The organism is Immundisolibacter sp. (assembly GCF_050250495.1).
Taxonomy (GTDB): domain Bacteria; phylum Pseudomonadota; class Gammaproteobacteria; order Immundisolibacterales; family Immundisolibacteraceae; genus Immundisolibacter.
The window spans coordinates 47,528-71,594 of the sequence record NZ_JBFWOM010000002.1; the positions used below are offsets into that span (position 1 = coordinate 47,528).

The 24,067-nt window shown below is 69.7% G+C and carries 23 protein-coding genes and 2 pseudogenes; 8 read left to right on the forward strand and 17 right to left on the reverse strand.

What is annotated here, in order from left to right:
- Window position 1 precedes the first annotated feature (1 nt).
- From lpdA to AB7F93_RS02155, 5 genes and pseudogenes are all read left to right on the forward strand, one after another.
- A pseudogene (gene lpdA, locus AB7F93_RS02135) lies at window positions 2-1,471 on the forward strand (dihydrolipoyl dehydrogenase); the annotation flags it as partial.
- Window positions 1,472-1,504: 33 nt separating this feature from the next.
- Complete coding sequence (locus AB7F93_RS02140; RefSeq protein ID WP_428301233.1) at window positions 1,505-2,386, forward strand: Dyp-type peroxidase; 882 nt, start codon at window positions 1,505-1,507, stop codon at window positions 2,384-2,386.
- Window positions 2,387-2,591: 205 nt separating this feature from the next.
- Window positions 2,592-3,704, forward strand: coding sequence for a non-hydrolyzing UDP-N-acetylglucosamine 2-epimerase (gene wecB / locus AB7F93_RS02145; protein WP_428301234.1), 1,113 nt, complete (start codon window positions 2,592-2,594; stop codon window positions 3,702-3,704).
- A gap of 61 nt (window positions 3,705-3,765) precedes the next feature.
- Window positions 3,766-4,983 (forward strand): TIGR04063 family PEP-CTERM/XrtA system glycosyltransferase, encoded by a 1,218-nt coding sequence (locus AB7F93_RS02150; protein WP_428301235.1) that lies wholly within the window; start codon window positions 3,766-3,768, stop codon window positions 4,981-4,983.
- A 61-nt stretch (window positions 4,984-5,044) separates the two neighbouring features.
- Window positions 5,045-6,409 (forward strand): phenylacetate--CoA ligase family protein, encoded by a 1,365-nt coding sequence (locus AB7F93_RS02155; RefSeq protein ID WP_428301236.1) that lies wholly within the window; start codon window positions 5,045-5,047, stop codon window positions 6,407-6,409.
- Between the two features lie 14 nt (window positions 6,410-6,423).
- Here AB7F93_RS02155 and AB7F93_RS02160 read toward each other — a convergent pair whose 3' ends face one another.
- From AB7F93_RS02160 to apbC, 10 genes are all read right to left on the reverse strand, one after another.
- Window positions 6,424-7,392: a 3-hydroxyacyl-CoA dehydrogenase family protein gene (locus tag AB7F93_RS02160; RefSeq protein ID WP_428301237.1), complete on the reverse strand. Its 969-nt coding sequence runs from the start codon at window positions 7,390-7,392 to the stop codon at window positions 6,424-6,426.
- 18 nt (window positions 7,393-7,410) lie between these two features.
- Window positions 7,411-8,202: an SDR family NAD(P)-dependent oxidoreductase gene (locus tag AB7F93_RS02165; protein WP_428301238.1), complete on the reverse strand. Its 792-nt coding sequence runs from the start codon at window positions 8,200-8,202 to the stop codon at window positions 7,411-7,413.
- 20 nt (window positions 8,203-8,222) lie between these two features.
- Entirely contained in the window at window positions 8,223-8,708 is a 486-nt protein-coding gene (locus tag AB7F93_RS02170; protein ID WP_428301239.1) for an aromatic-ring-hydroxylating dioxygenase subunit beta, read from the reverse strand.
- Complete coding sequence (locus AB7F93_RS02175) at window positions 8,708-9,922, reverse strand: aromatic ring-hydroxylating oxygenase subunit alpha (protein WP_428301240.1); 1,215 nt, start codon at window positions 9,920-9,922, stop codon at window positions 8,708-8,710. Before AB7F93_RS02175 ends, AB7F93_RS02170 begins: the two co-directional genes overlap by 1 nt.
- Before the next feature lie 14 nt (window positions 9,923-9,936).
- Window positions 9,937-10,764: an alpha/beta fold hydrolase gene (locus tag AB7F93_RS02180; RefSeq protein ID WP_428301241.1), complete on the reverse strand. Its 828-nt coding sequence runs from the start codon at window positions 10,762-10,764 to the stop codon at window positions 9,937-9,939.
- Complete coding sequence (locus AB7F93_RS02185) at window positions 10,764-11,897, reverse strand: LLM class flavin-dependent oxidoreductase (protein WP_428301242.1); 1,134 nt, start codon at window positions 11,895-11,897, stop codon at window positions 10,764-10,766. Before AB7F93_RS02185 ends, AB7F93_RS02180 begins: the two co-directional genes overlap by 1 nt.
- A gap of 23 nt (window positions 11,898-11,920) precedes the next feature.
- Window positions 11,921-12,706, reverse strand: a complete 786-nt coding sequence (locus AB7F93_RS02190; protein ID WP_428301243.1) for an alpha/beta fold hydrolase — start codon at window positions 12,704-12,706, stop codon at window positions 11,921-11,923.
- A 177-nt stretch (window positions 12,707-12,883) separates the two neighbouring features.
- Window positions 12,884-13,711 carry an MlaA family lipoprotein gene (locus AB7F93_RS02195; RefSeq protein ID WP_428301244.1) on the reverse strand — a complete coding sequence of 276 codons (828 nt, stop codon included), beginning with the start codon at window positions 13,709-13,711 and terminating at the stop codon, window positions 12,884-12,886.
- 118 nt (window positions 13,712-13,829) lie between these two features.
- Complete coding sequence (gene dcd, locus AB7F93_RS02200; protein WP_428301245.1) at window positions 13,830-14,396, reverse strand: dCTP deaminase; 567 nt, start codon at window positions 14,394-14,396, stop codon at window positions 13,830-13,832.
- Window positions 14,397-14,404: 8 nt separating this feature from the next.
- Window positions 14,405-15,496, reverse strand: a complete 1,092-nt coding sequence (gene apbC / locus AB7F93_RS02205; RefSeq protein ID WP_428301246.1) for an iron-sulfur cluster carrier protein ApbC — start codon at window positions 15,494-15,496, stop codon at window positions 14,405-14,407.
- Window positions 15,497-15,633: 137 nt separating this feature from the next.
- On the opposite strand from apbC, the pseudogene metG reads away from it, so the two are divergent.
- Window positions 15,634-17,271: pseudogene (gene metG / locus AB7F93_RS02210) on the forward strand (methionine--tRNA ligase); the annotation flags it as partial.
- Window positions 17,272-17,314: 43 nt separating this feature from the next.
- Here metG and arsC read toward each other — a convergent pair.
- Genes arsC through AB7F93_RS02230 form a run of 4 tightly spaced genes read right to left on the reverse strand, consistent with a single transcriptional unit; the run spans window position 17,315 to window position 20,111 of the window.
- Window positions 17,315-17,662: an arsenate reductase (glutaredoxin) gene (arsC, locus tag AB7F93_RS02215; protein WP_428301247.1), complete on the reverse strand. Its 348-nt coding sequence runs from the start codon at window positions 17,660-17,662 to the stop codon at window positions 17,315-17,317.
- 39 nt (window positions 17,663-17,701) lie between these two features.
- The gene (locus AB7F93_RS02220; RefSeq protein WP_428301248.1) at window positions 17,702-18,556 is read right to left on the reverse strand and encodes a sulfurtransferase; all 855 of its coding nucleotides are present in this window, start codon (window positions 18,554-18,556) and stop codon (window positions 17,702-17,704) included.
- A gap of 13 nt (window positions 18,557-18,569) precedes the next feature.
- A complete protein-coding gene (locus AB7F93_RS02225; RefSeq protein ID WP_428301249.1) occupies window positions 18,570-18,893 on the reverse strand; it encodes a hypothetical protein in 324 nt (107 codons plus the stop codon).
- Between the two features lie 3 nt (window positions 18,894-18,896).
- Window positions 18,897-20,111 (reverse strand): aromatic ring-hydroxylating oxygenase subunit alpha, encoded by a 1,215-nt coding sequence (locus tag AB7F93_RS02230; RefSeq protein WP_428301250.1) that lies wholly within the window; start codon window positions 20,109-20,111, stop codon window positions 18,897-18,899.
- Between the two features lie 191 nt (window positions 20,112-20,302).
- On the opposite strand from AB7F93_RS02230, the gene AB7F93_RS02235 reads away from it, so the two are divergent.
- The gene (locus tag AB7F93_RS02235; RefSeq protein ID WP_428301251.1) at window positions 20,303-21,319 is read left to right on the forward strand and encodes a class I SAM-dependent methyltransferase; all 1,017 of its coding nucleotides are present in this window, start codon (window positions 20,303-20,305) and stop codon (window positions 21,317-21,319) included.
- A gap of 224 nt (window positions 21,320-21,543) precedes the next feature.
- Window positions 21,544-21,690: a hypothetical protein gene (locus AB7F93_RS02240; RefSeq protein ID WP_428301252.1), complete on the forward strand. Its 147-nt coding sequence runs from the start codon at window positions 21,544-21,546 to the stop codon at window positions 21,688-21,690.
- A 13-nt stretch (window positions 21,691-21,703) separates the two neighbouring features.
- On the opposite strand, the gene hypE is transcribed toward AB7F93_RS02240, so the two are convergent.
- The 3 genes from hypE to AB7F93_RS02255 are packed head-to-tail and all read right to left on the reverse strand — an operon-like array spanning window position 21,704 to window position 24,067.
- On the reverse strand, window positions 21,704-22,744 hold the full coding sequence (gene hypE / locus AB7F93_RS02245) for a hydrogenase expression/formation protein HypE (RefSeq protein ID WP_428301253.1): 1,041 nt from the start codon (window positions 22,742-22,744) through the stop codon (window positions 21,704-21,706).
- A 1-nt stretch (window position 22,745) separates the two neighbouring features.
- The gene (hypD, locus tag AB7F93_RS02250; RefSeq protein WP_428301254.1) at window positions 22,746-23,834 is read right to left on the reverse strand and encodes a hydrogenase formation protein HypD; all 1,089 of its coding nucleotides are present in this window, start codon (window positions 23,832-23,834) and stop codon (window positions 22,746-22,748) included.
- Window positions 23,831-24,067 carry a HypC/HybG/HupF family hydrogenase formation chaperone gene (locus AB7F93_RS02255; protein ID WP_428301255.1) on the reverse strand — a complete coding sequence of 79 codons (237 nt, stop codon included), beginning with the start codon at window positions 24,065-24,067 and terminating at the stop codon, window positions 23,831-23,833. The genes hypD and AB7F93_RS02255 overlap by 4 nt, the downstream gene beginning before the upstream one ends.

Sequence of the window (24,067 nt, forward strand, 5' to 3'; positions counted from 1 at the left end):
GCCCCAAACTGCGTTAGCTGAACCGGCGCACTCAAATCCACTGAACACAGGCGCGGAGAACCCCATGCCCGAACCCATCCGAACGCAGGTCGTCGTGGTCGGCGCCGGCCCCGGCGGCTACAGCGCGGCGTTTCGCGCCGCCGATCTTGGCCTCGACGTGACGCTGGTCGAGCGCGACGCGCGCCTGGGCGGCGTGTGCCTCAACGTCGGCTGCATCCCCTCGAAAGCCCTGCTGCACGTGGCCAAGGTCATCGATGAGGCGGCGCACACGCCGGGCGTGAGTTTCGGCAAGCCGAAGGTGGACCTCGACGGTGTGCGTGGCGGCAAGGACAAGGTCGTCAAGCGCCTCACCGATGGCCTGGGCGTGCTGGCGCGCCAGCGCAAGGTACGCGTGGTGACGGGCGCCGCCACCTTCACCGGCCCGACCAGCCTGCGCGTGGCGGGCGCGGATGGCGCCACCGACGTGCAGTTCGAGCACGCCATCGTCGCCACCGGCTCCACCCCGGCACGCATCCCCGGCCTGCCGGACGACCCGCGCGTGATGGACTCGACCGGCGCGCTCGCGCTCGCCGACATTCCGGCCAAGCTGCTGGTGATCGGCGGCGGCTACATCGGCCTTGAAATGGCCACCGTGTACCGCGCGCTCGGCAGCGCCGTGAGCGTGGTCGAGTTTATGGACGGTCTCCTGCCCGGCGCCGATGCCGATCTCGTGAAGCCGCTCGCCAAGCGTCTTGCCGGCCAGTTTGCCGAGATTCGCCTCAAGACCAAGGTCACCGGCGTCGTCGCGGAGAAGAGCGGCCTCAAGGTCAGCTTCGAGGGCCCGGACGGCAAGGCCGACGCCGTCTACGACCGCGTGCTGATCGCCGTCGGCCGGCGGCCGAACGGCCAGAACCTGGGCCTGGAGGCGCTCGGCGTTGAGGTCTCCGACCGCGGCTTCATCACCGTGGACGAACAACGCCGCACCGCGGTGAAAACCATCTTTGCGATTGGTGACGTGGCCGGCGAGCCGATGCTGGCCCACAAGGCCGCCCACGAGGGCAAGGTGGCGGCCGAGGTGATCGCCGGCCACAAGGCGGCGTTCGCGCCGCTCGCCATCCCGGCGGTGGTGTTCACGGACCCGGAAATCGCCTGGGCCGGCCTCACCGAGGCGCAGGCCAAGAAGGACGGCATCGCCTACGAGAAGGCCGTGTTCCCGTGGGCGGCGAACGGCCGCAGCCTCACGCTCGGCCGCGACGAGGGCCTGACCAAGATCCTGTTCGAGCCCACCAGCCACCGCGTGCTCGGCGTCGGCATCACCGGGCCCGGCGCGGGTGACCTCATCGCCGAGGGCGTGCTCGCCATCGAGATGGGCGCCGACGCCGAGGATCTCGCGCTCACCATCCACCCACACCCGACGCTGTCGGAAACCGTCGGCATGGCCGCCGAGGTGTTCGACGGCAGCGTCACGGACATCATCGCGCCCAGGCGGTAAGCGCGCCGCCCACGGCGCGCAAGGAGACCTGCAATGACTCACGCACAACCAGGCATCCTGCTCCCGGCGCCGCGTCTGGCGGTCTATCTCGATTTCGACCTTGCCGCCGAGGGCGACGCGCGTGGTGCGCTGGCGCGGCTGCGTGAAATCGCGGACGGCGAGCAGGTGGTGGTTGGCATCGGCCTGTCGACCGTGCAGGCGCTCGGCAAACACATCGACGGCTTGCGCGCGCTCCCGGCCATCAGCGGGCCGGGCATCGACGTGCCGTCCACGCCCGCCGCGCTGTGGCTGTGGCTGCGCGGGGACGACCGCGGCGTGCTGCTGCACCTCGCCCGCCGACTCGAAGCGGCGCTGGCGCCGGCGTTCTACCTGCGCGACAGCGTCGACGCCTTCCAGTACCAGAACAGCCGCGACCTGACCGGCTACGAGGATGGCACCGAGAACCCCAAGGGAGCCGCCGCCGAGGCGGCCGGCATCGTGCACGGTCGCGGACCGGGGCTCGACGGGTCGAGCTTCGTGGCCGTGCAGCGCTGGGTGCACGAGCTCGCCCGCTTCGAGGCAATGTCCGCCGAGCAGCAGGATCTGAGCATCGGCCGCCACCGCGTCGGCAACGCCGAAATCGATGACGCCCCGCCGTCAGCGCACGTGAAACGGACCGCGCAGGAGAGCTTCACCCCGGCGGCCTTCGTGCTGCGCCGCTCCATGCCGTGGGCGCGCGGCCTTGAAGCCGGCCTCATGTTCGTCGCCTTCGGCCGCAGCCCGGATGCCTTCGAGGCGCTGCTGCGCCGCATGACCGGCGGCGAGGACGGCATCACCGACGCGCTGTTCCGCTTTACCTGGCCGTTGACGGGCGCCTGTTACTGGTGCCCGCCGCTAGCCGGCGGGCGTCTTGACCTGCGCGCGCTAGGGCAATGAGTCTGCCGGGCGAGCGCGCACCGTCCATTTGGCCGAGCGCCGACGGGGCGGCCCCCTGTTACGCTGCCGGCACCCGCTGAACCACTGGGCAGACGTACCCTGAACCGGCGATCACCCCTCGACCAGTCACGCCGCCTGTGTCCACGGGATGCGGCCCGCACGCGGCGCCTGACCTGACCCACAGCCACAGCGAATACTTGCCCACATGACGGAAATACTCTGCGTGGTCGGCGCACGACCGAACTTCATGAAGATCGCGCCGATCATGGACGCGTTTGCGCGCCAACCCATCGCCGCCAAGCTGCTGCATACCGGGCAGCACTACGACCCGGCGATGAGCGAGAGCCTGTTCCTGCAGCTCGGCATTCCGCGGCCGGATATCAACCTGGAGGTTGGCTCCGCCAGCCACGCGGTGCAGACGGCCAACATCATGCGGGCTTTCGAACCAGTGCTGGACGCCGAGCGCCCACGCGCCGTGCTGGTGGTGGGCGATGTGAATTCGACACTGGCGTGCGCACTGGTGGCCGCCAAGAAGAACATCAAGGTCATCCACGTCGAGGCCGGCCTTCGCAGCGGCGACCGCGCCATGCCCGAGGAAGTCAATCGCGTGCTGACCGATCAGGTCTCCGACCTGCTCTACACCACCGAGCGCTCCGCGCAAGCCAACCTGCTGCGCGAGGGAATCGCCCCGGAGCGCATTCACTTCGTCGGCAATGTGATGATCGACACCCTGCTCACGCACCGACGCCGCGCGGTGCCGGCCGAGCAGACGCTCGGCGCTGCGCCGTCACGACGGTACGCGGTGGTAACGCTGCATCGCCCATCCAACGTCGACAACGCGCAGGTCCTGCGCGGGTTGCTTGAAACCCTCGCCACCATCGCGCGTGACATGGACGTGATTTTCCCGATCCACCCGCGCACCCAGTCGACCGCCGCGCAGCACCAGCTCACACCGCTTCTGGAAACACCTGGCATTCGCCTGCTGCCGCCCCAGGGCTACCTCGAAATGCTCGGCCTGATGAGCGACGCAACGCTGGTGTTGACCGACTCCGGCGGCATCCAGGAAGAGACCACCGCACTTGGCGTGCCCTGCATCACGGTACGCGACAACACCGAGCGCCCGATCACCATCACCGAAGGCACCAACACACTGACCGGACCGCACCCGGATGCGATTCTGGCCTGCGTCGCCGACGTCCTGACAAGCGGTGGCAAGCGCGGACGCACGCCGGAGTACTGGGACGGGCAGGCCGCCGTCCGCATCGCCGCCCACCTGCGCGCGTGGCTGGATGGCGCCACGCCGGACATGCCTGCTTGAGGACAGGATCCGTGCGCCTTACGGCGAGCGCCAGCCGCACATCAAACACGCTGCCAGAACGATGAGCCCACACATCCTGCACGTCTTCGACCACTCCGTGCCGCTGCATTCCGGATACACGTTCCGCAGCGCCAACATCCTGCGCGGTCAACGGCGGCTCGGCTGGCAAGTCAGCGCGCTGACCGGCCCCAAGCAGGGCCGCTCCACGCGCGCCGAGGAGTCGGTCGACGATCTCGCCTTCTTTCGCACGCCGCTACCGTCCGGGCTTGTCGCACGCCTGCCGGCCATCAATCAATGGGCGGTAATCCGAGCCACCGAGCGCCGCCTGCTGGAGGTTGCCCGCCGCCTGCGGCCGGACCTGCTGCACGCCCACTCGCCGGTACTGAACGCGTCCGCCGCCCTGCGCGTTGGCCGGCGGCTTGGCATTCCGGTGGTCTACGAGATTCGCGCGTTCTGGGAAGACGCGGCCGTGGACCACGGCACCCAGCGCGCGTGGGGGCCACGCTACCGACTCACACGCAGCATGGAGACGCGCGCGGTCAATGCCGCGAGCCAGGTAGTCACCATCTGCGAGGGCCTGCGGGGCGATCTCATCGCCCGCGGCATTCCGGAGGCGAAGATCGGCGTGGTGCCGAACGCGGTCGATGCCGACCAGTTCAGTTTCGGCGGCGCGGCCGACCCGGCCCTCAAGGACGCGCTAGGTCTCGGCGGTGCGCGCGTGATCGGATTTCTCGGCTCGTTCTACGCGTACGAGGGGCTCGACCTGCTGATCGCGGCGCTGCCGCGGATACTTGACCACGCGCCGGACGTGAAACTGCTGCTGGTCGGCGGCGGCCCCCAGGAAGCGGCCCTGAAAGCGCAAGCCCAGGCAATGCAGCTCGCCGAGCGAGTTATTTTCGTCGGCCGCGTGCCGCACGCTGAAGTCAGCCGCTACTACGACATCGTCGACCTGCTGGCTTACCCCCGCCACGCCATGCGCCTGACCGATCTGGTCACCCCACTTAAGCCGCTGGAGGCGATGGCACAAGGCCGACTGCTGATTGCCTCCGACGTCGGCGGCCACCGCGAGCTGATCACCGATGGCGCGACCGGCGTGCTGTTTCGCGCGGAGGACATTGGTGATCTTGCTCGCAAGGCCGTCGCCACGCTCGACCTGCCGGACCAAGGCGCCGCGCTGCGCGCCAACGCCCGCCGCTACGTGGAGCAGGAGCGCACCTGGGCCCGCAGCGTGGATAACTACAAGACGATCTACGGGCGCGCCCTGAACGCCACGCTTTGAGCCGCACGCGCATGCGTTCCACACCCGCACCCTGCCGCTGCGAAACCGACGGGACGAGCCGGTGAGTCTGTATACGCGCCTGGTCTCGGGCCTGGTCTTTCCGGCCCAGGAGCGCCTGAAGAAACACCGCAGTACCGAACTGCGCAAGCAACTCGAAGCCAGCCAGTACTGGCCTCTGGAGCGCCTGGACGCGCTGCGCGTGCAGCGTCTGCGCGCGCTGCTCACAGCGGCCGGCGAACACGTGCCCTATTACCGGGCGCTTTTCGGCACCCTGGGCTTCGACCCGACCACCGTGACGCGGATCGAAGATCTGCAACGCCTGCCCTTTCTCGACAAGCCGACCATTCGCAAACACACGGACGCGCTCAAGTCCGAGCAGGCGGTTGGCCTTGCGCGTTTCAACACCGGCGGTTCCAGCGGCGAGCCGCTGATTTTCTACATCGGCAGGGAGCGCGTGTCGCACGATGTCGCCGCCAAGTGGCGCGCCACGCGCTGGTGGGGCGTTGACATCGGCGACCCGGAAATCGTGCTGTGGGGCTCGCCGATCGAGCTCACCGCGCAGGACCGGCGGCGCGCGTGGCGCGACGCCGTCCTGCGCAGCACGCTGCTGCCGGCGTTCGACATGTCGGAAACCAAAGTCGCGGGCTTCATCCGCGCCATTCAGCACAAGCGCCCGAAGATGCTGTTCGGGTATCCATCGGCGTTTGCGCATATCGCGCGGCAGGCGGCGCAATACGGCATTCGACTCGATGGGCTGGGCATCAAGGTCGCGTTCGTGACCTCCGAGCGGCTGTACCCGCACCAGCGCGAACTGATCGAGCGGATCTTCGGCTGCCCGGTCGCCAACGGCTACGGCGGCCGCGACGCGGGCTTCATCGCGCACCAGTGCCCGCACGGTGGCATGCACCTCACGCACGAAGACATCATCGTCGAGATTGTCGACAGCGCGGGCCGGCCGCTGGGGCCGGGCGAGCGCGGTGAAATCGTGGTGACGCATCTGGCGACGGGTGATTTCCCGTTCATCCGCTACCGCACCGACGACGTCGGCGTGCTCGACGACCAACCCTGCGCCTGTGGCCGCACGCTGCCGCTGCTGAAGTCCATCGAAGGTCGCAGCACCGATTTCATCGTCGCCAGGGACGGCACCGTCATGCACGGCCTGTCGCTGATCTACATCGTGCGTGACCTGCCGGGCATCCGCCAGTTCAAGATCGTGCAGGAGAGCGTGGATCACACGCGTTTTCTGCTGTGCACGGATGGGGAATTCGAGCCCGCGAACCGCGACAAGATCGTGCGCGATGCCCAGGCGCGCCTCGGCGCAACAGTGCGTGTCGACGTCGAGCTGGTGGACACGATTGCCGCGGAGGCGTCCGGCAAATTCCGCTACGTGGTCAGCCGGGTGCCCATCGGCGAGCAACGCCCGTAGCCCTCCGAACGCGCCTATCGATCCGGCCGCTGCACGCCGATGCGGGCGACCGGATGCTCGGCCTCCAGCCAATCCAGCGCCGTTTTCAACTGCCGGTCGCGCTCGCGCACGATGTCGGCGTACGGCGCGTCCCATGTGTACCAGCCCTGGCCGGTGCTGGCGCCCTGCTCGCCGCGGGCGATCATGTCGCGCAGCGTGGGCGTGCTGGCGTAGTAGTCGACGCCGGTCTGCTCGCGCATGTAGTCGAACACGGCCAGCGCCGTGCGCTTGTTGACCACGAGATCCTCGCACAGCAGCGCGCCCCACAGCGCCCAGCGCGGGCCAAGACTGAGACGAATGGCGGCGTCGATGTCCTCGGGCGTCGCGAGGCCCTCGTCCACGATGCGGTGGATTTCCGCCAGCAGCGCGAGCTGGATGCGGTTCACGAGAAACCCCGGGCTCTCGCGGCACACCACGCCCACGTGGTCGATGGAGGCGAGAAAGTCCTGTGCCCAGGCCAGCGTCGCGGGCGCGGTGAAGTCAGCCACGATCAGCTCCACCGCCCGGATGATGTGCGCCGGGGTGATGTAGTGGATACCGATCACCCGCTGCCGGTGCGTGACCCGTTCGCACAGGTGCGTGAGGCGGAACGACGAGGTGTTGGTGCCGAGCACGACCTGCGGCGGGCACAGCCGGTCGAGCCGCTCGAACAGCGCCTGCTTGACGGCCAGATCCTCCTGCACCACCTCGTGCGCCAGGCACACGCCGTCCACCGCGGCGGCGAGGTCCGCCACCGGCGTCACGCGACCCAGGACGCCCGCCACCGGGTGCGCGGCGTCGGCGAGCGACTCGGCAATCGGCGTCGCGCGCTCGGCGTAGCTCGCCAGCGCCTCCACGGCGCTATCGTGCAGGCGCACCGCGTAGCCGTGGCGGGCGTAGATGGTGGCGATCACCGTGCCCATGAAGCCGGCGCCGATCACGCACACGGGTTTCGTCTGGTCCATACAGGAGATTCCTCGCGTTCAGTCCGGCCGGAACTGCACCGTCATGCCGCCATCCACCACCAGCAGGTGGCCGTTGACGAAGCTCGCCTCGTCGCTCGCCAGGAACACCGCCGCCCAGCCGATGTCCCAGCCGGTGCCCTGGCGGCGCAGCGGGATCAGCGCCTCGCGCTCGCGCCGCGCGGCGGCGTCCTGCTGGGTCATCGGCGTGTCGATGTAGCCCGGCAGGATAGCGTTGGTGCGGATGCGGTCCGGGCCGTGCTGGCCGGCCATGTGGTGCACCATGCCGTGCAGCGCCGCCTTGGTGGTGGCGTAGCCCAGGCGCGGCATGCGATCGCCGGCGTAGCGGATGCCGGCGATGGACGACACAAAGGTGATGGCCCCACCGCCCGCGCGGCGCAGCTCCGGGATCGCCGCGCGCGCCATCCAAAGCGCGCCGTTCACGTTGACGCGAAAGAACTGCTCCCACAGCGCGGGATCGATGTCGTCCGCGTTGCCGTCGCCCCAGCCGATGCCGACGTTGTTGTGCAGCACGTTCACGCCGCCGAAGCGGGCCACGCAGGCCGCCACGGCGCCGGCGGCCTGATCGATGTCCGACGAGTCCGCCACGTGCGTTGCTGCCACGCCGCCTTCGGCGCGGATCAGGTCCGCGGTCGCCTCGACACTCGCGGCGTCCTTGTCGATCAGAAAACACCGCGCGCCTTCGCGGGCGAACAGCAGCGCCGCCGCGCGGCCGTTGCCGATCACCCCACCGCTACCGGACTGACCGGCGCCGACCACGATGATGGCCTTGTCCTGCAGACGTCCTGGCATGAATGGCTCCCGTGCGGGGATTACAGCGGATAGACGATGTAGCGGGGCGTGGTGAAGTTGTCGAGGATCACGCGCTTGCGCACGAAGCGCGCCTCGCCCGGCCCCACCCGCACGCGGTCCTCGTAGGTACCGACCGCCAGCACGTGAGCGTGACCGTCGCCGTCGGTGTACATCACTGACACGTTCGACTTCACGTCGTACTCGTCCGGCGCGTCCGCCGGCCGCGCACGCACGCGCTGCACGAAGTGGCGCGTCTGGTAGTCCTCGTAGATGCCGGCCCAGACCTTCTCGATGAAGTTCACGCGGTCCAGCAGGCGCGCGCGGCAATCGTCGTGCAGCAGGGACAGCGGCAGGTTGTCCTCCACGTGCTCGCGCGGAATCACGTAGTACTCGGCGGCATTCTCTTGGAACGTGTGTAACCAGCCGGCCATGTCCTTGCTGTCGAGCGCGTCGATGTAGGTCAGTTGCAGATCGTCGATGCGCCGCAGCACGTCGTCCGCCAGCATCACGCCGCCCCCCGCTCGAAGCCCATCAGGCGCCGGTAGATGTCCCACCAGGCGAGGTTGCCGACCTCGTCGTTCTGGCCGGCTTGCGTCAGATCCATGCCCGGCCGGTAGCCCTTCACGAAGCGCGTGTTCGGCGGCTGGGTCGCGGTGGCCTTCTGCGCGCGGTTGAATACGGCCGCGTCCTCCAGGCTGATCATCGCGCTCGGGCCCATCATGTTGGCCTGGCGGATGCGATGGCGCAGCATTTCCGGGTCGTCCTTGCGGTGCGCGATGAAGGTCCAGTGAATCTCGGTGCGGTTCACGCCCTTCGGCAACGCGTAGCGGATGATCGGCAGGTCGAGCGCCTTGCTGATCAGCGTACCCGGCGACACCACCAGCACGCCCGTCTTGGCCTGCGGCCCCTCGCCACCGGCGCGAATCGCCGCCTTGAACTCGAGCAGGCTCGGGTCGTGCAGCGCGCCCGTGTCGGAGAGCGGTTTCAGGTCCGCCGTCACCGCCAGGTGGCCGTGCTCGGTGACCACCTGGCTGCCCTTGCCGCCGTGCCAGTTCAGCCACGTGAAGGCCTTGTGCAGCAGCGGCGTGTGGTAGCCGTCGTTGTCGCGGTAGAGCTTCCAGTTCGCGTCGATCACGGTCTTGTGATACCCGAGCAACTGACAGTCGCCGTCGCCCATGAGTACCAGTTCGAGGCTGGGTTCGAGCCCGCGCAGGTACTCGCGCAGCGGCGGCGCGGCGTCGCTCAGGCTGACGAAGATCAGCCCCAGAAACTCCTCACAGCGCAGCGGGGCGAGACCATGGTCCGCCTTGTCGAAGCCGGGCGGAAAGTCGCGCTCGGCCGGACACGCCCGCAGCCGCCCCTGGTCGTCGAACAGCCAGCGGTGGTACGGGCACTCGAATTCCTGCGCGTGACCGCGCCGGCGCGTTTCCAGCATCACGCCGCGGTGGGCGCAGGCGTTGTGAAAGCCGCGCACCACGCCGTCGGCGCCGTGTATCAACAGGATCGGCGTCTCGGCAAGCCAGGTGGTCTTGAAGTCGTTCCGCTGCGGCAACTCGGCGCGGTGCGCCGCCACGTGCCATACCGGCCCGGCGAACAGGTGCGTGAGTTCGCGCCGGTAGATGTCCTCACGGCTGAAGACCTCCTTCGGCACCTCGTTCTCGGCTGCCGGCCAGGCGTAGTCGTCGAGCGGATCGGGCAACGCCCGCAGCGGCATGTCCATGGCGTCTCCTCCGGTCAGTGACCCAGAAATGCCAGCACGGCGGCGTTGAACGCAGCCGGCTGTTCGATGTTCGGGCAATGCCCGCAGCGCTCCAGCACCGTGAGCCGCGAACCCGCTATACGGCGGTGAAGCTCGTCGGCGTAGCCCGGCAGGCGCAGCTGGTCGTCGGCACCGGCGACGATCAGTGTCGGCGCGGTGATCTGCTCGTACTTGATGTCGTCCGGCCGGCCGAACTGCGCCGGCGGCGTGCTGGCCGGCGAGCGAAAGCGCGCCGCGGCGGCACATTCCCACACGCCGGGTTCGAGCGTCAGCGCCACGCGCCGCTGCACGTAGGCCTCGTCCGCGGCGAAGCGCGGGTCGTTAAACACCGCCCGCAGCAGCGCGCGCATGGCGTCCGGCGTGCAGTCGTAATCCTGCAACGCGCGGCGGGCGGCGTTGTCGGGCGCGAAGCCGCCGCCGCTTGCCAGCACCAGGCGGCGGATCGGGAACGCTGGATTCGCGCTCGCCGCCACGCGGGCCAGAAACGTGCCGCCCATCGAATTGCCGACGAAGTCCGCCGCGTCGATGCGCATTTCCCGCAGGAACGCCGCCATGTGGCTCAGCACCCGCCGGTGGCCCTGCGCGAAGTCGTACAGCTTGTCGGTCCTGCCGAAGCCGAGCCAGTCCGGCGCGATGACGCGGCAGTGCTCGGCGAACGCGCCGATGTTGTGCTCCCACGACAGCTCGGCGCAGCCACCGAACTCGCCGCTGTGCAGCAGCACCAGCGTCGGGCCGCGGCCGGCTTCGAGGTAATGCGTGCGGATGCCGCCCACGTCGACGTAGCGGCTGTCCCAGGCGGCCATCAGGCGAGATCCTTCAGCCGCGGGTACACCTCGCGGCCGAACAGGCGGATGCCGGTCACCGTCTCGTCGTGTTCGAGAAAACCGGCCTGCCCCATCAGCAGCAGATGACCGAAGCCGCCGACGTCGTCGTAGAACTGCCGAATCTGCCGCTCGACCGTGTCCGGGCTGCCGGCGAACACGATGCCCTGCTCGATCAGCGTTTCAAGACTGAAATTGCCGAACAGGTACGGGCTCTTGCCGCTCTTGAGTACGCTCACCACGGCGTCCACCGGGTTGTAGCCCGGCGGGTTCGAGAAATGCGGCGGCACCTTGTTGTGCGTGATGTACCACATGAGTTTCTCGGCCCCGGCGCGCCCGGCGGCGTCGGTCTCGCCGGTATAGACCAGCGCCGCGTAGGCGGTGCGGTCGTTGTTCGGCAGGCCGTGGCCGCGCTCCTGACGGCGCCGGCGATAGGCGGCGAAGATGTCGCGCGTCTTGTCGCGGCCGGTCAGGAACGTGGCCACCACGTAGTGATGATCGGCCACCGGCGCGATGCTGCCCGCCGACAGCGCCGTCACCCACACCGGCGGGTGCGGCTGCTGCCAGGGTCTCGGCCAGATGTTCACCTGCCGGTGGTGGAAGTGCTCGGACTCCCAGCTGAACGGGCCATCGTGCGTGGTCCACGCCTTCAGGATCAGGTCGTGCGCCTCCCACAGGCGCTCGTGCATGCCGACCGGCTTGGAGTTCATGGCCGAGATTTCGTACGGCACGCCGCGCACGAAGCCGACCTCCACACGACCACGCGAGATGACGTCGACCATCGCCATCTCTTCGGCCAGACGTACCGGGTCGCGGCGGTTGGCGATCGGGTTGCCGAGCACCAGCAGCCGCGCACTGCGCGACTGGCGGGCGAGGATGCCGAGCATGATCGGCGCCGCCGGGTCCATGCAGGTGGCGGTCTGGTGGTGCTCGTTCAGCATGATGTCGAGGCCGCAGTCCTCGGCGTACAGCCACTCGTCGAGGTAGCGGTGGTAGAGATCCGCCCCCTTGTGCGGGTCGAAGATGCCGTTCGGCAACTGCACGCGGATCGACTCGAACTCGTCCTGCGGCGGCAAATAGGGATAGGCCGTCTCGGTGAAAAACCAGGCGCGCATTGTCAGCTCCGTCCGAAGGAGGGCTAGCGACAGGCCGCCAGCACGGTCGCCACGAACGCCTGCGGCTGTTCGAGCTGCGGCGCGTGCCCGGCCTGCGGAATCGGGTGAAAGCGCGCGTCCGGCAGCGCGGCGGCGAGCTGGCGCCCGTAGTCAGGCGTGGCGAGACCATCGCTCTCGCCCCAGATGCACTCCACCGGCACCCGCACGCGATGCAGCCGCCCCAGCAGGCGCGGGTTGTGCAGGTAGGGCTCCCAGACGTAGTGGACGAGCGCCTCGCGATTGGTGACGAAGGCGGTCAGCTCCTCCTCGGACAAACTCTGGAGATTCGGCGCCATGCGCGCGGGATCGTGGAACATGAGCTGCCCCACGCGCTCCGCCGGCATGGCGAAGATGTCCGGAAACTGCCGCGTTTCCCGGTCCGTGAACTTGACCCCGACGGCGTCCACCAGCACCAGCCGCCGCAGGCGCGCGCAACTCTTGGTCGCCATCTCCAGCGCCAGCCAGCCGCCCATGGAGAAGCCCATCACGGTGAGGTCGTCGAGCCCGCAGTCCTCGATGAGGTCCAGATACACGTAGGCGAGATCGTCCACCCCTGCCACGCGCGAGAGCGGCGGCGAGCCGTAGAACCACGGGTGCGTCGGCAGGATGATCTCGAAGTGCGCGGCGAGCGCGTGCAGAAACGGTGCCTGCGGCGTCGGCCCCGCACCGCCGTGCAGCATCAACAGCGGCGGGCCCGACCCGAAGCGTCGGCACGGCAACTCGGCGCCGCGCACGCGCAGCACGCCGTCCTCGACAGGCGGTCCACTCATGTCCCCTTCCTCCGGCAGCGCCTGCCCGAAGATCTCGGGGATCTCCTGTCGGCGGCGCTTTCAAGTCCAGAGCATACCCGACGATGCGATGACCGGTTTCGCGCACAAAAAAGGCCGCGGATCGCTCCGCGGCCCTGTCTCACATCCTGCCGGCGGGCGCGCGGCGCCCGCGCGCGCTTACTGCCCGAAGCTTGCTGCCGGAACCGCCTTGCCGGCGTCCTTGTTCTCGATCAGGTTCTGCCGGTGCTGCGCGTAGGACGAACGCACGAACGCGTAGCGGTCGAGTGCCGCCTGTTCCAGCACGGCGCTGGCGTCGAGCAGGCGGTAGCGTGTGTCTATGCCGCCGAGCAGCACGACGCCCCAGCGGGTTTCATCGTCCTCGATGTAGTTCTGCGGCGACAGGAAGTAGTTGCCGACCAGCCCCACGCCGTCGCGCACGTTGCTCGGACCCAGGATCGGCAGGACCAGGTACGGCCCGGAGCCGATGCCCCAGGCGCCGAAGGCCTGGCCGATGTCCTCACGGCGCTTCTCCAGGCCCCAGCCGGTGGCCACATCAAAGATGCCGACCACGCCCACGGTGCTGTTCACGACAAAGCGACCGACGTCCTCGGCGCTTTCCTGGAAGTTGCCTTGCAGCAGGTCGCTCACGGCCACCACCGGCGTGAACAGGTTGTCGAACACGTTGGAGACGCCGCGCTTGACGGGCTTCGGCAGCAGCCAGTCGTAGCCCTTGGCCACCGGCTTGATGACGAAGCGGTCGGCCTGCTCGTTGAACCAGAACACGCCGCGGTTGACCGTCTCCAGCGGGTCGCTCACCTCGACCGTGGTGTCCTGCTCCCACTCGGCGAAGTCGTCGTCGCCGGTGCTGGCCGCGGGCGCCGCCGTGTCGGCGGCGGCCACCGCGACGGGCCGCTCGTAACTGCCGGCATCAGCGGCCAGGGCCGCCCCGGCCAGCGTGGCACACAGGCTGCCGGTCAGCGTCAGCGCGACGATCTTGTTGTTCATTCGGGATTTCCTCGACTGGCTTGAAACTGGCCTTGTTTTCGCCGGCTGCGGCGCCGGCTTTAGCGCGGTTGCTCGACGCCGCGCGCGGCGGGCCGATTATGCACGTCCTGCCACGTGCTTACAGCCGGGGCACCACCACGCCCACCTGGCCCTGGTACTTGCCGCCGCGGTCCTTGTAGGACACCTCACACGCCTCGTCGGACTCGAAGAACACCACCTGTGCGCAGCCCTCGCCGGCGTAGATCTTCGCCGGCAACGTGGTGGTATTCGAGAACTCGAGCGTCGCGTAGCCCTCCCACTCGGGTTCGAACGGCGTCACGTTGACGATGATGCCGCAGCGCGCGTAGGTGGACTTGCCAAGGCACACGGTGAGCACGTTGCGCGGGATGCGGAAGTACTCGACCGTGCGCGCCAGCGCGAAGGAGTTCGGCGGGATCACGCACACGTCGGACTCGACGTCGACCAGGCTGCCCTCGTCGAAGTTCTTGGGGTCCACCACCGCCGAGCGCACGTTGGTGAAGATCTTGAATTCGCGCGCCACGCGGATGTCGTAGCCGTAGCTCGAAAGGCCATAGGAGATGACGCGCTGGCCGTCGCGCTCGCGCACCTGGCGCGGCTCGAACGGCTCGATCATGCCGTGCTTCTCGGCCTGCTCACGAATCCAGCGGTCGGCTTTGACGGTCATGGTCCTGCTCAGTCGTTGACGACGGTGATCTTGGGGAAGCGGCGCGCGTAGTCCTTGCCGCGCGTGGCGAGGCTGCCGGCGGCGCGCAGCGCGATTTCGCGGTAGGCGCGCGCCACGACGCCGTCCGGTTCGGCGACGACGGTCGGGCGTCCGCCGTCGGCCTGTTCGCGAATGCGGATGTCGAGCGGCAGCGAGCCCAGCAGCGGCGCGCCGTGCTTTTCGGCCATGCGCGCGCCGCCGCCGGCGCCGAAGATGTGCTCCTCGTGCCCGCACTGGCTGCAGATGTGGGTGCTCATGTTCTCGACGATGCCGAGGATCGGCACCTTCACCTTCTCGAACATCTTCAGGCCCTTGACCGCGTCCAGCAGCGCGATGTCCTGTGGCGTGGTGACGATGACGGCGCCGCTCACCGGCACGCGCTGGGCGAGCGTGAGCTGGATGTCGCCGGTGCCGGGCGGCAGGTCCACCACCAGGTAATCGAGATCGTCCCAGGCGGTGTCGCGGATCAGCTGTTCGAGCGCCTGCGTCGCCATCGGCCCGCGCCATACCATGGGCGCGTCGGGGTCGATCAGAAAGCCGATCGACATGCACTGCAGGCCGTGGCCGATCAGCGGCGCGATGCGGCGCTCGTCGCCCTCCACCAGGCGCGGCCTGTCGGTGATGCCGAGCATGGTCGGCAGGCTCGGGCCGTATACGTCGGCGTCCAGCACGCCCACGCGGGCGCCTTCGCGCTGGAGCGCCAGGGCGAGGTTCACAGCCGTGGTTGACTTGCCGACGCCGCCCTTGCCGGAGCCGACGGCGATGACGTTCCTGACGCCGGCAATCGCCTGCGTGCCCTGCTGCACCGCGTGCGCCACGATGGCGTGCGTGAGAGTCAGTTCCACCGCCTGCACGCCGGGCAGTGCGGCCAGCGCGGCCTCGATGGCGGGTTTCAGATCACCCGCGAGACCGGCGCTCGGGTAGCCGAGTTGCAGCGTGGCGCGCAGCCGACCATCGGCCAGCCCGAGCTCGCGCAGCGCCGGCTTCAGGCTGGCGCCGGTCCACGGATCGACGATGCCGTCGAGCGCGGCCTCGGCCGCGGTGCGCAGGGGGTCGCTCATGGTTCTGGAATCGCGTCTGGGGGAGCGCTCGGACCGCGGCCGCGGCCGGCAAAAAGGCCGCAAAGTCTAGCACGGGCGCGGCTTTGCACCGTGCTAAGCTGCCGCGCCCTGCCGCCCCGTCCCAGCCGTTCCGCCGCATGAGCCGCCGCCTCCTCGTCACCTCCGCCCTGCCTTACGCCAACGGCCCGATCCACATCGGCCACCTGGTCGAGTACATCCAGACCGACGTGTGGGTGCGCGCCATGCGGCAGTTCGGGCATGACGTGATTTACCTGTGCGCCGACGACGCGCACGGCGCGCCCATCATGCTGCGCGCCGAATCGGAGGGCATCACGCCGGAAGCGCTGGTGGAGCGCATCGGCGCCGAGCACCGGGCGGACTTCGCCGACTTCGGCGTCGGCTTCGACAACTACTACAGCACCCACAGCGACGAGAACCGCCAGCTCGCCGAGGACATCTTCACGCGCCTTTCGGACGCCGGGCACATCGTGCGCTACGGCGTGACGCGCCTGTTCGACCCGGTCAAGGGCATGTTTCTGGCCGACCGTTTCATCCGCGGCGAGTGCCCGCGCTGCGGCGCGGCGGACCAGTACGGCGACTCCTGCGAGGTGTGCGGCGCCACCTACGCGCCGACGGAACTGAAAAATCCCCGCTCGGCGCTGTCTGGCGCCGAGCCGGTGCTGCGCGAATCCGAGCATTACTTCTTTCGCCTGCGCGATTTCGCGGACCTGCTGCAGGGCTGGACGCGCGCCGGGCATTTGCAGGAAGAAGTCGCCAACAAGATCGCCGAGTGGTTCGAGGCCGGCCTCGCCGACTGGGACATCTCGCGCGATGCGCCCTACTTCGGCTTCAAGGTGCCGGGCTCGGACGACCAGTACTTCTACGTGTGGCTGGACGCGCCCATCGGTTATCTGGCGAGCCTGTGGGACTGGCTGAACCGGCGCGAGGGTCGCACCGTGACGCTGGCCGAGGTGCGCGAGTTCTGGGCCGCGCGCGAGGCGCGGCACTTCATCGGCAAGGACATCCTCTATTTCCACGCGCTGTTCTGGCCGGCCATGCTGCACGGCGCGGGCTACGGCATGCCGGCGGCCGTGCACGCGCACGGCTTTCTCACCGTGGACGGACAGAAGATGTCGAAGTCGCGCGGCACCTTCATCGAGGCGCGCCGCTGGCTCGATCACCTGCCGTCGGAACCGCTGCGCTACTACTTCGCCGCCAAGCTCGGCGCCGGCATCGACGACATTGACCTCAACCTCGACGACTTCGTGGCGCGGGTGAATTCGGACCTGGTCGGCAAGCTGGTCAACATCGCCGCGCGCACCGCCGGCTTCATCGAAAAGCAGTTCGGCGGAACGCTGGCCGGCACCCTGCCGCAGCCGGCGCTGTTCGAGGACTTCGTCGCCGCGGGCGACGCGATTGCCGCCGCCTACGAGGCGCGCGAGTACGCGCGGGCCATGCGCGAGGTGATGGCGCTCGCCGACCGCGCCAACGAGTACATCGCCGCCGCCGCGCCGTGGTCGCTGGTCAAGGATCCGGCGCGGCTGGCCGACGCGCACGGCGTGTGCACGCAGGCGCTGAACCTGTTCCGGCTGCTGGTGGTTTATCTCAAACCCGTGCTGCCGCGCCTGGCGGCGGAGGTCGAAACGCTGTTCGGCGCTCCGCTCGACTGGGCCGCGCGGGCGCAGCCGCTGCTGGATCACCCGATCGCGCCATACCGGGCGCTACTGACGCGTATTGATCCGAAGGCCATCGCGGCGCTGCTTGCGGCCGGCAAGACCGGCTAGCTTTCCACGCGAGCGGCGGGGCGCCGCGTCGGCCTTACAGCAGCTCCAGCACCTTTTCCGGCGGGCGGCCCAGCACCGCCCGCTTGCCGTCGGTGGCGATTGGCCGCTCGATGAGGATCGGGTTCTGCGCCATCGCCTCGATCAGCGCCGCGCGCGTCAACGCCGGGGCGTCCAAGCCGAGTTCCTTGTAGACCGCCTCGCCCTTGCGCATCAATTGCCGCGGCTCGATAGCGAGCCGCGTGAGCAGCGCATCGATCTCGACCGCCGTCGGCGGCTGCTTCAGGTACTCGACCACCTCCGGCTCCACGCCACGCTCGCGCAGCAGCGCCAGCGCCTCGCGCGACTTAGAGCAGCGGGGGTTGTGGAACAGCCGGATCGGCATGGCAATCACCTCGGGTATCAGCAATCGGGAAAGGAAGGCTCAGCCGCCGCGCGCCACCGGCCGCGCCGCGTCGCGGCACCACTCGCTCCACGAGCCGGCGTACAGCTGCGCGCCCGGCATGCTGGCGTGGGCCAGCGCCAGCAGGTGGTGGCAGGCGGTGACGCCGGAGCCGCAATACACCACCAGTTCGTCCACGGCATGCCGGCCGAGCAAAGTCTGCCACTCGGCGGCCAGCAGTCCGGCCGGCTTGAAGCGGCCGCCAGCGAGGTTGTCCGCGGCCGGCCGGTTCACGGCGCCCGGTATGTGGCCCGCGACTGGGTCGATCGGCTCCCGCTCGCCGCGGTAGCGCTCGGCGGCGCGGGCATCGACCAGCAGCCGGCGCGTGCCGCCCAGGCCGCGTTCCACCTCGTCGACGGCCACGGCGTGAACGCGTGGCGGGCGGATGGCTAGCGGCGGCGCGCTCGCCTGCGCCGGCCGCGGCTCACCCCGCTCGGTTGGAAGCCCCGCCTGCACCCACGCCGCGAAACCGCCGTCCAGCACCGCCACGGCGTCGTGCCCGAGCCAGCGCAGCAGCCACCAGGCGCGCGCCGCGAAGGCGCCGTCGGCGGCGTCGTAACAGACCACCTGCGTGTCGGTCGTGATGCCGAACGCACCCAACCGTGCCGCCAGCACGGCCGGTTCCGGCAGCGGATGGCGGCCGGACGTCTCCGTGACCGGGCCGGACATATCGGCCGCAAGATCGACGTAGCGCGCGCCCGGCAGGTGCGCGTCCGCAAAGGCGCGCCGCCCGGCGGCGGGGTCGGTCAGGTCGTAACGGCAGTCGAGCAACACCGGGGCGTCATCGTGCAGCGCCCGGTGCAGGGCGCCCACGTCGATCAGCGTCTCGCAGCGCACGGCCGGACGCCGCTCAGAACCACACCCTGAAGCGGGTGTGATCGAAGCCGAACGGCACCGTCGGCTGGCCGTGCGACTCGACCGCGAGCGCCACTTCCATCAGCGCGAGCGCGAGATTCAGCAGGCTCTGCTCGGCCGGCGGCAGGTTTGGCCACGGGTGCGTGTCGAGGTGCGTGCGGATGTCGCCAAGGCGCGGCAGCACGGCGTCGTAGAGAGCCTTCAGATCACCGAACGGGCCCTTGAGGCGCTCGGCGTGGCGCTCGCGCTCGGTGGGCAGCGCGTAGCGGTCAGCGTAGCCCTGCAAGTCGGCAAAGGCGGCGGGCAGTGCGTGGGCCATGACTCAAACCTCCCCGTTCACCCAGCGCATGACGTTGGTGTACTGGTGGCGCACGGCGACTTCCATTACCGGCCCGACCGTCATGTGCTTGAGCACGCCGGATTTGAGCGCCCGATGCGTGGTCTCCATGGTGGACAGATCCTCGTACAGCAGGTCGCGCAGCAGCACCTTGGTGTGCTCCTGCGCGATGCGCTGGCCGACGTCGGCGGCGGCGTACTGGTAGATGTCCATGCTCCACTCGGTCTCGTCGACGCTGATCGGCCAGAAGTTGTACGTGAAGTACCAGCCGGGGCCGGGGTCGATGAAGAAGTTCGGGAAGAACACGTTGATGTCGAAGTACCAGGCCGGGTCGTCGCTCGGGTTGGTGCCGGGCAGGCGCGGGGCCTGCTCGTTGGCGGCGAAGCTCGGGCCCATCTGCCAGGCGGCGCCGCCGAGCGGTGTGACATCGAGGCGGCTCACCAGTCGATTGCTGGCCGAGTGGTGCGGCGGGTAGAAGCGTGCCGAGGCGAGTGTGTCGAACTCGTAGCGCAGCTCGGACGGGATCGAGCAGCCCGGCAGCGAGCGGGCGTGCACCATGCCGACGTGGTAGGTCTCGTGGAAGGCGTCGACGAAGGTCTTCCAGTTCACCGCCACGCGCGCGCTGTAGCGGGCCACGCGCTCCATCTGCGCAAACGGGTAGCCGTCGATCTGCCGGCCAAGGCCGCCCAGGAACTCGACCAGCGGCCACTCGGGCTTCGCGTTCCAGTTCACGAACACGAAGCCGTTCCACACGTCGCACGCCACCGGCAACAGGCCGAGTTCCTTCTTGTCCACGCCCGGAAACTGCTCCTGCGCCGGCAGCGTGCGCAGGCTGCCGTCCAGATCAAACGTCCAGCCGTGGTAGCCGCACACGAAGGTGCGCGTGTTGCCCTCGCAGCCGTAGCGCGCCGCCACCTGGTTGCCGCGGTGCGTGCAGATGTTGTGGAAAGCGCGGATCACGCCGTCCTTGCCGCGCGTGAGCAGGATCGAGGCGTTCCACACCGCGATGTCGAACACCTTGAAGTCGCCCGGCTGCGGCAGGTCCTCCGCCCGGCACAGGTTCAGCCACGCGCGCTTGAAGATGCGCTCGCGCTCGCGCTCGAAGAACTCGGCCGACACGTAGGGCTCGACCGGGATCGGCCCCTCGATCATCGGCGGCAGGTCGGTGGTGATGCGGGTGTCGAGGTTGGGTGCGTTCATGGGGTTTCTCCTGGTGACCTCTCCAATCACGCCCGGCTCTGGGCGGCGACGCCTGGAGCCCACCCGGCCGGGTTCTGTCGTCCAAATCCTAGCAGGACGCTGACCCACGGCGGCCATGGCCGGGAGCGGCGCGCTTTGCACTATGCTGCCGACTGCACACACCGTACGCCACAAAACCACCGGAGGAGCCCATGCCCGACCGCGTCACCCAGATGCGCAAGCTGGTCGATTACTTTCTCGGCTACAACGCCACGCGTTACATCGCGCTCGGCGTCGAGACCGGCCTGTTCCGCGCGCTGGCGGCGACGCCGGACGGCGTGACGGCGGCGGACCTGGCCGCCGCGCAGGGCCTGGACGCCGAGTACACCCGCCACTTCCTGCAGACCGGCTACGCGCTGGAGTTGCTGGACCTCGACGGCGACCGCTGGCGGCTGGCCGAGCACATGGCGCCGCTGCTGGCGCGACCGGAGCACAACAGTTACCTCGGCTCGCTGGCCGGCTTTCACCACATCAGCGGGCGCGATTTCGAGCGCATGCCGGCGCTGCTGAAATCGGGCGGCACGTACACCTTCCAGCAGCACGAGGCCGATTTCATCGCCGGCGTGGCGCAGGTCACGGCGGGCATCGCCGGCTTCGTCGCCGCCAACATCCTGCCCGGCCTGCCGGAGTTCGCCGGGCGCGATGATCTCAAGGTGCTGGATCTGGGCTGCGGCATGGGCGGCACGCTGCTGGCGCTGGCCCGTGCGTATCCGAAGGCCGAACTGCTCGGCGTGGACGTCGAGCCGCGCTCGGTTGAGCGCGCCAACGCGCGCTTCGCAGAAGCCGGCGTCGGGGCGCGCGTCAAGGCGCAGCTGGCGGCGGCCGAGGGCATGGATCTCGACGCGCGCTTTGATCTGGTCACGCTGATCCAGGTGCTGCACGAGACGCTGCCCGCCGTGCGGGCGGACATCCTGGCCGGCGCCGCGCGGGCGCTAAAACCAGGCGGCGTGCTGCTGGTGGTGGACGAGCCCTACCCCGAGACCGTCGCCGGCCTGCGCGACGCGCCAAGCTGCGCCATGACGCAGTTCATCGAGCGTTTCTGGGGCAACGAGCTGCTGCCACTCACGCAGCAGAAGGCGCTGATCGAGGCGGCGGGCCTGCGCGTGGATGCCCAGTCCGTGCCGCCGCCGGGGCTGGTCAGCGTCACCATCGCGCGGCGGCCGGGCTGAGGACCACGTCCACGACCACCGGGCCAAGGTGCTGAATGGCGCACGCTGGCACTACCTGGGAGGTGCGACCACGCATTCACTGGGACGACGCCGGCGAGACGATCACCGGCACCTGACGCGGGTGCTGGGTGTGCTGGAGGCGCAGCTCGACGCTCTGGCGCGCGCGCACGACGTCGACTTCGACCTGATGCGCGACGCCATGACCTACGTCGCCGAGTTCGCGAGTGCATCACCGGAGAAGCTCTGCGAGGACATGCACCGACCTGCACCAGCTGTGGGGCCGCGGCGTGGTGCTGGACACCACCGTGCACGACAAGGCGGCGACGCTGGTGTTCGACGACGGCGGCTTCAAGCCGAAGCTCGCGGCCTGAATCGACGGCGCAGTCAACAAATACGCGGCAGCAGCTCCCCGGCCGGGAGATCCAGCGGCCGGTCGGTGCCGTAGGGGCTGCGCAGCGTCACCCGCCCGGCACCGGCGCCCACCTTGCCGATCACCGCCGCGTGCGCCCCGCCCGGCGCGGCACGCAGCACATCGAGCGCCACTGCGGCCTGCGCCTGCGGCACGAAGGCCACCAGCCGGCCCTCGCAGGCCACGTGCAGCGGGTCGATGCCGAGCAGCTCACACGCCGTGACCACTGGCGGCGTCACCGGCACGGCGGCTTCTTCCACGCTCAGATCGACTTGCGCCTCGCGGGCCAGTTCCACCAGCACGCTGGCGAGGCCGCCGCGGGTCGGGTCGCGCAGACAGTGCAGGTCGATGCCGGCATCGAGCAGCGCCGCCACCGTGCCCCACAGCGGCTGGCAGTCGCTGTCGATGGCGGTCTCGAATTCCAGCCCCTCGCGCCGGGCGAGCACCGCCATGCCGTGGCGGGCGATGTCGCCGCTCACCAGCAGCGCATCGCCCGGCCGGATGCGGTCCGGGTGCACGCGCACGCCGGCCGGCACCACGCCGATGCCGGCGGTGTTGATGTAGACGCCATCCGCCCGGCCGCGCTCGACGACCTTGGTGTCGCCGGTCACGATGCGCACGTCGGCCGCGTCCGCCGCCTGCCGCAGCGCATGCAGCACGCGGCGCAGCGTTGCCATCGGCAGGCCTTCTTCGAGGATCAGCGACACCGACAGCGCCAGCGCCCGCGCACCGGCCATGGCCAGATCGTTGACCGTGCCGTGCACGGCGAGACTGCCGATGTCCCCACCCGGGAAGAACAATGGCCGCACCACGTAGCTGTCGGTCGTGAAGGCGAGCTGTGCACCGGCCGGGAGCGCCTCCAGCCGTGCGGCGTCGTGCAGGCCGCGCGCGCCGTCCGGTCGCAATGTCGGAAGGATCAACTCGTCCAGAAGCTGCCGCATCAAACGCCCGCCGCCGCCGTGCGCGAGCTGCACGGTGGGGTAGTCGTCCTGCGGCAGCGGGCAGTCGGCGTTCACCTCAGGCCGCCGCCCCGTGGTAGCGGTAATAGGCCGCACAGGCGCCCTCGGACGACACCATCGGCGCACCCAGCGGGCGCTGCGGCGTGCACTGGCGGCCAAACGCGGGACACGCGTCCGGCCGCAGGCGGCCCTGCAGCACCTCGCCGGCGTGGCAGTCGGCGTGATCCGGCTGCGGCGCGTCGGCCAGAGCGAAGCGCCGCGCGGCATCAAAGGCCGCGTACGCCGGCCGCAGGCCCAGTCCGCCGCCGGGCAACGCGCCCAAACCCCGCCAGCGGCGCGTGACGGGCTCGAACACCTCGCCGATCAGTGCCCGGGCGGCCGGGTTGCCGTCGGCCTGCACGGCGCGCGGGTAGGCGTTTTCGAGCCGCGCCTGCCCGGCCTCCAGCTGGCGCACACAGCCCAGCACGCCGAGCAGGATGTCCACCGGCTCGAAGCCCGTCACCACCATCGGCACCGCAAACCGCTCCACCAGCGGCGCGTACTCGCCGTGCCCCATCACCGCACACACGTGCCCGGCGGCGAGAAAACCCTGAATGCGGTTGTCGGGCGCCGCCAGAATGCCCGCAATGGCCGGCGGCACGCGCACCTGCGCCATCAGCAGGCTGAAGTTCCCCAGCCCAAGCGCGGCCGCCTGGCGCACCGCCGCGGCGGCGGCGGGTGCCGTGGTCTCGAAGCCGACGGCGAAGAACACCACCTGCCGCTGCGGCTCACGCTGCGCCAGCGCCAATGCGTCGAGCGGCGAGTACACGGCGCGCACGTCGCCGCCTGCGGCGCGCGCGCCAAGCAAATCGCCCGCGCTGCCCGGCACGCGCAGCATGTCGCCGAAGGAACACAGGATCACCTGCGGCCGGCCGGCCAGCGCGATGGCCTGGTCGATCACCTCCAGCGGCGTCACGCACACCGGGCAGCCGGGGCCGTGCACCAGCGTGACCGCCTCGGGCAACAGGCGATCTAGCCCGGCGCGCAGGATGGCGTGCGTCTGCCCGCCGCAGATTTCCATCAACATCCACGGCCGGGTGACCGTGCGGGCGATGGCCTCGCACAGCCGGCGCACGGCGGCCGGGTCGCGATACTCGGCCGTGCTCACGGCGCGGCCTCGCCGAGGCGCGCGAGTTCGGCCCACGTGGCCTGCGCCGCCGCGGCGTCGATCACGGCAATGGCGAGCCCGGCGTGCACCAGCACCCAGTCGCCGACGCCGGCGTCCGGCGTGCACACCAGCGACACCTCGCGCACCACGCCGCCGAAGTCGACCCGCCCGCGGGCGAACAGGCCGCCGCCGTCCTGCACGTCGAGAATCTGCCCGGGTATCGCAAGACACAT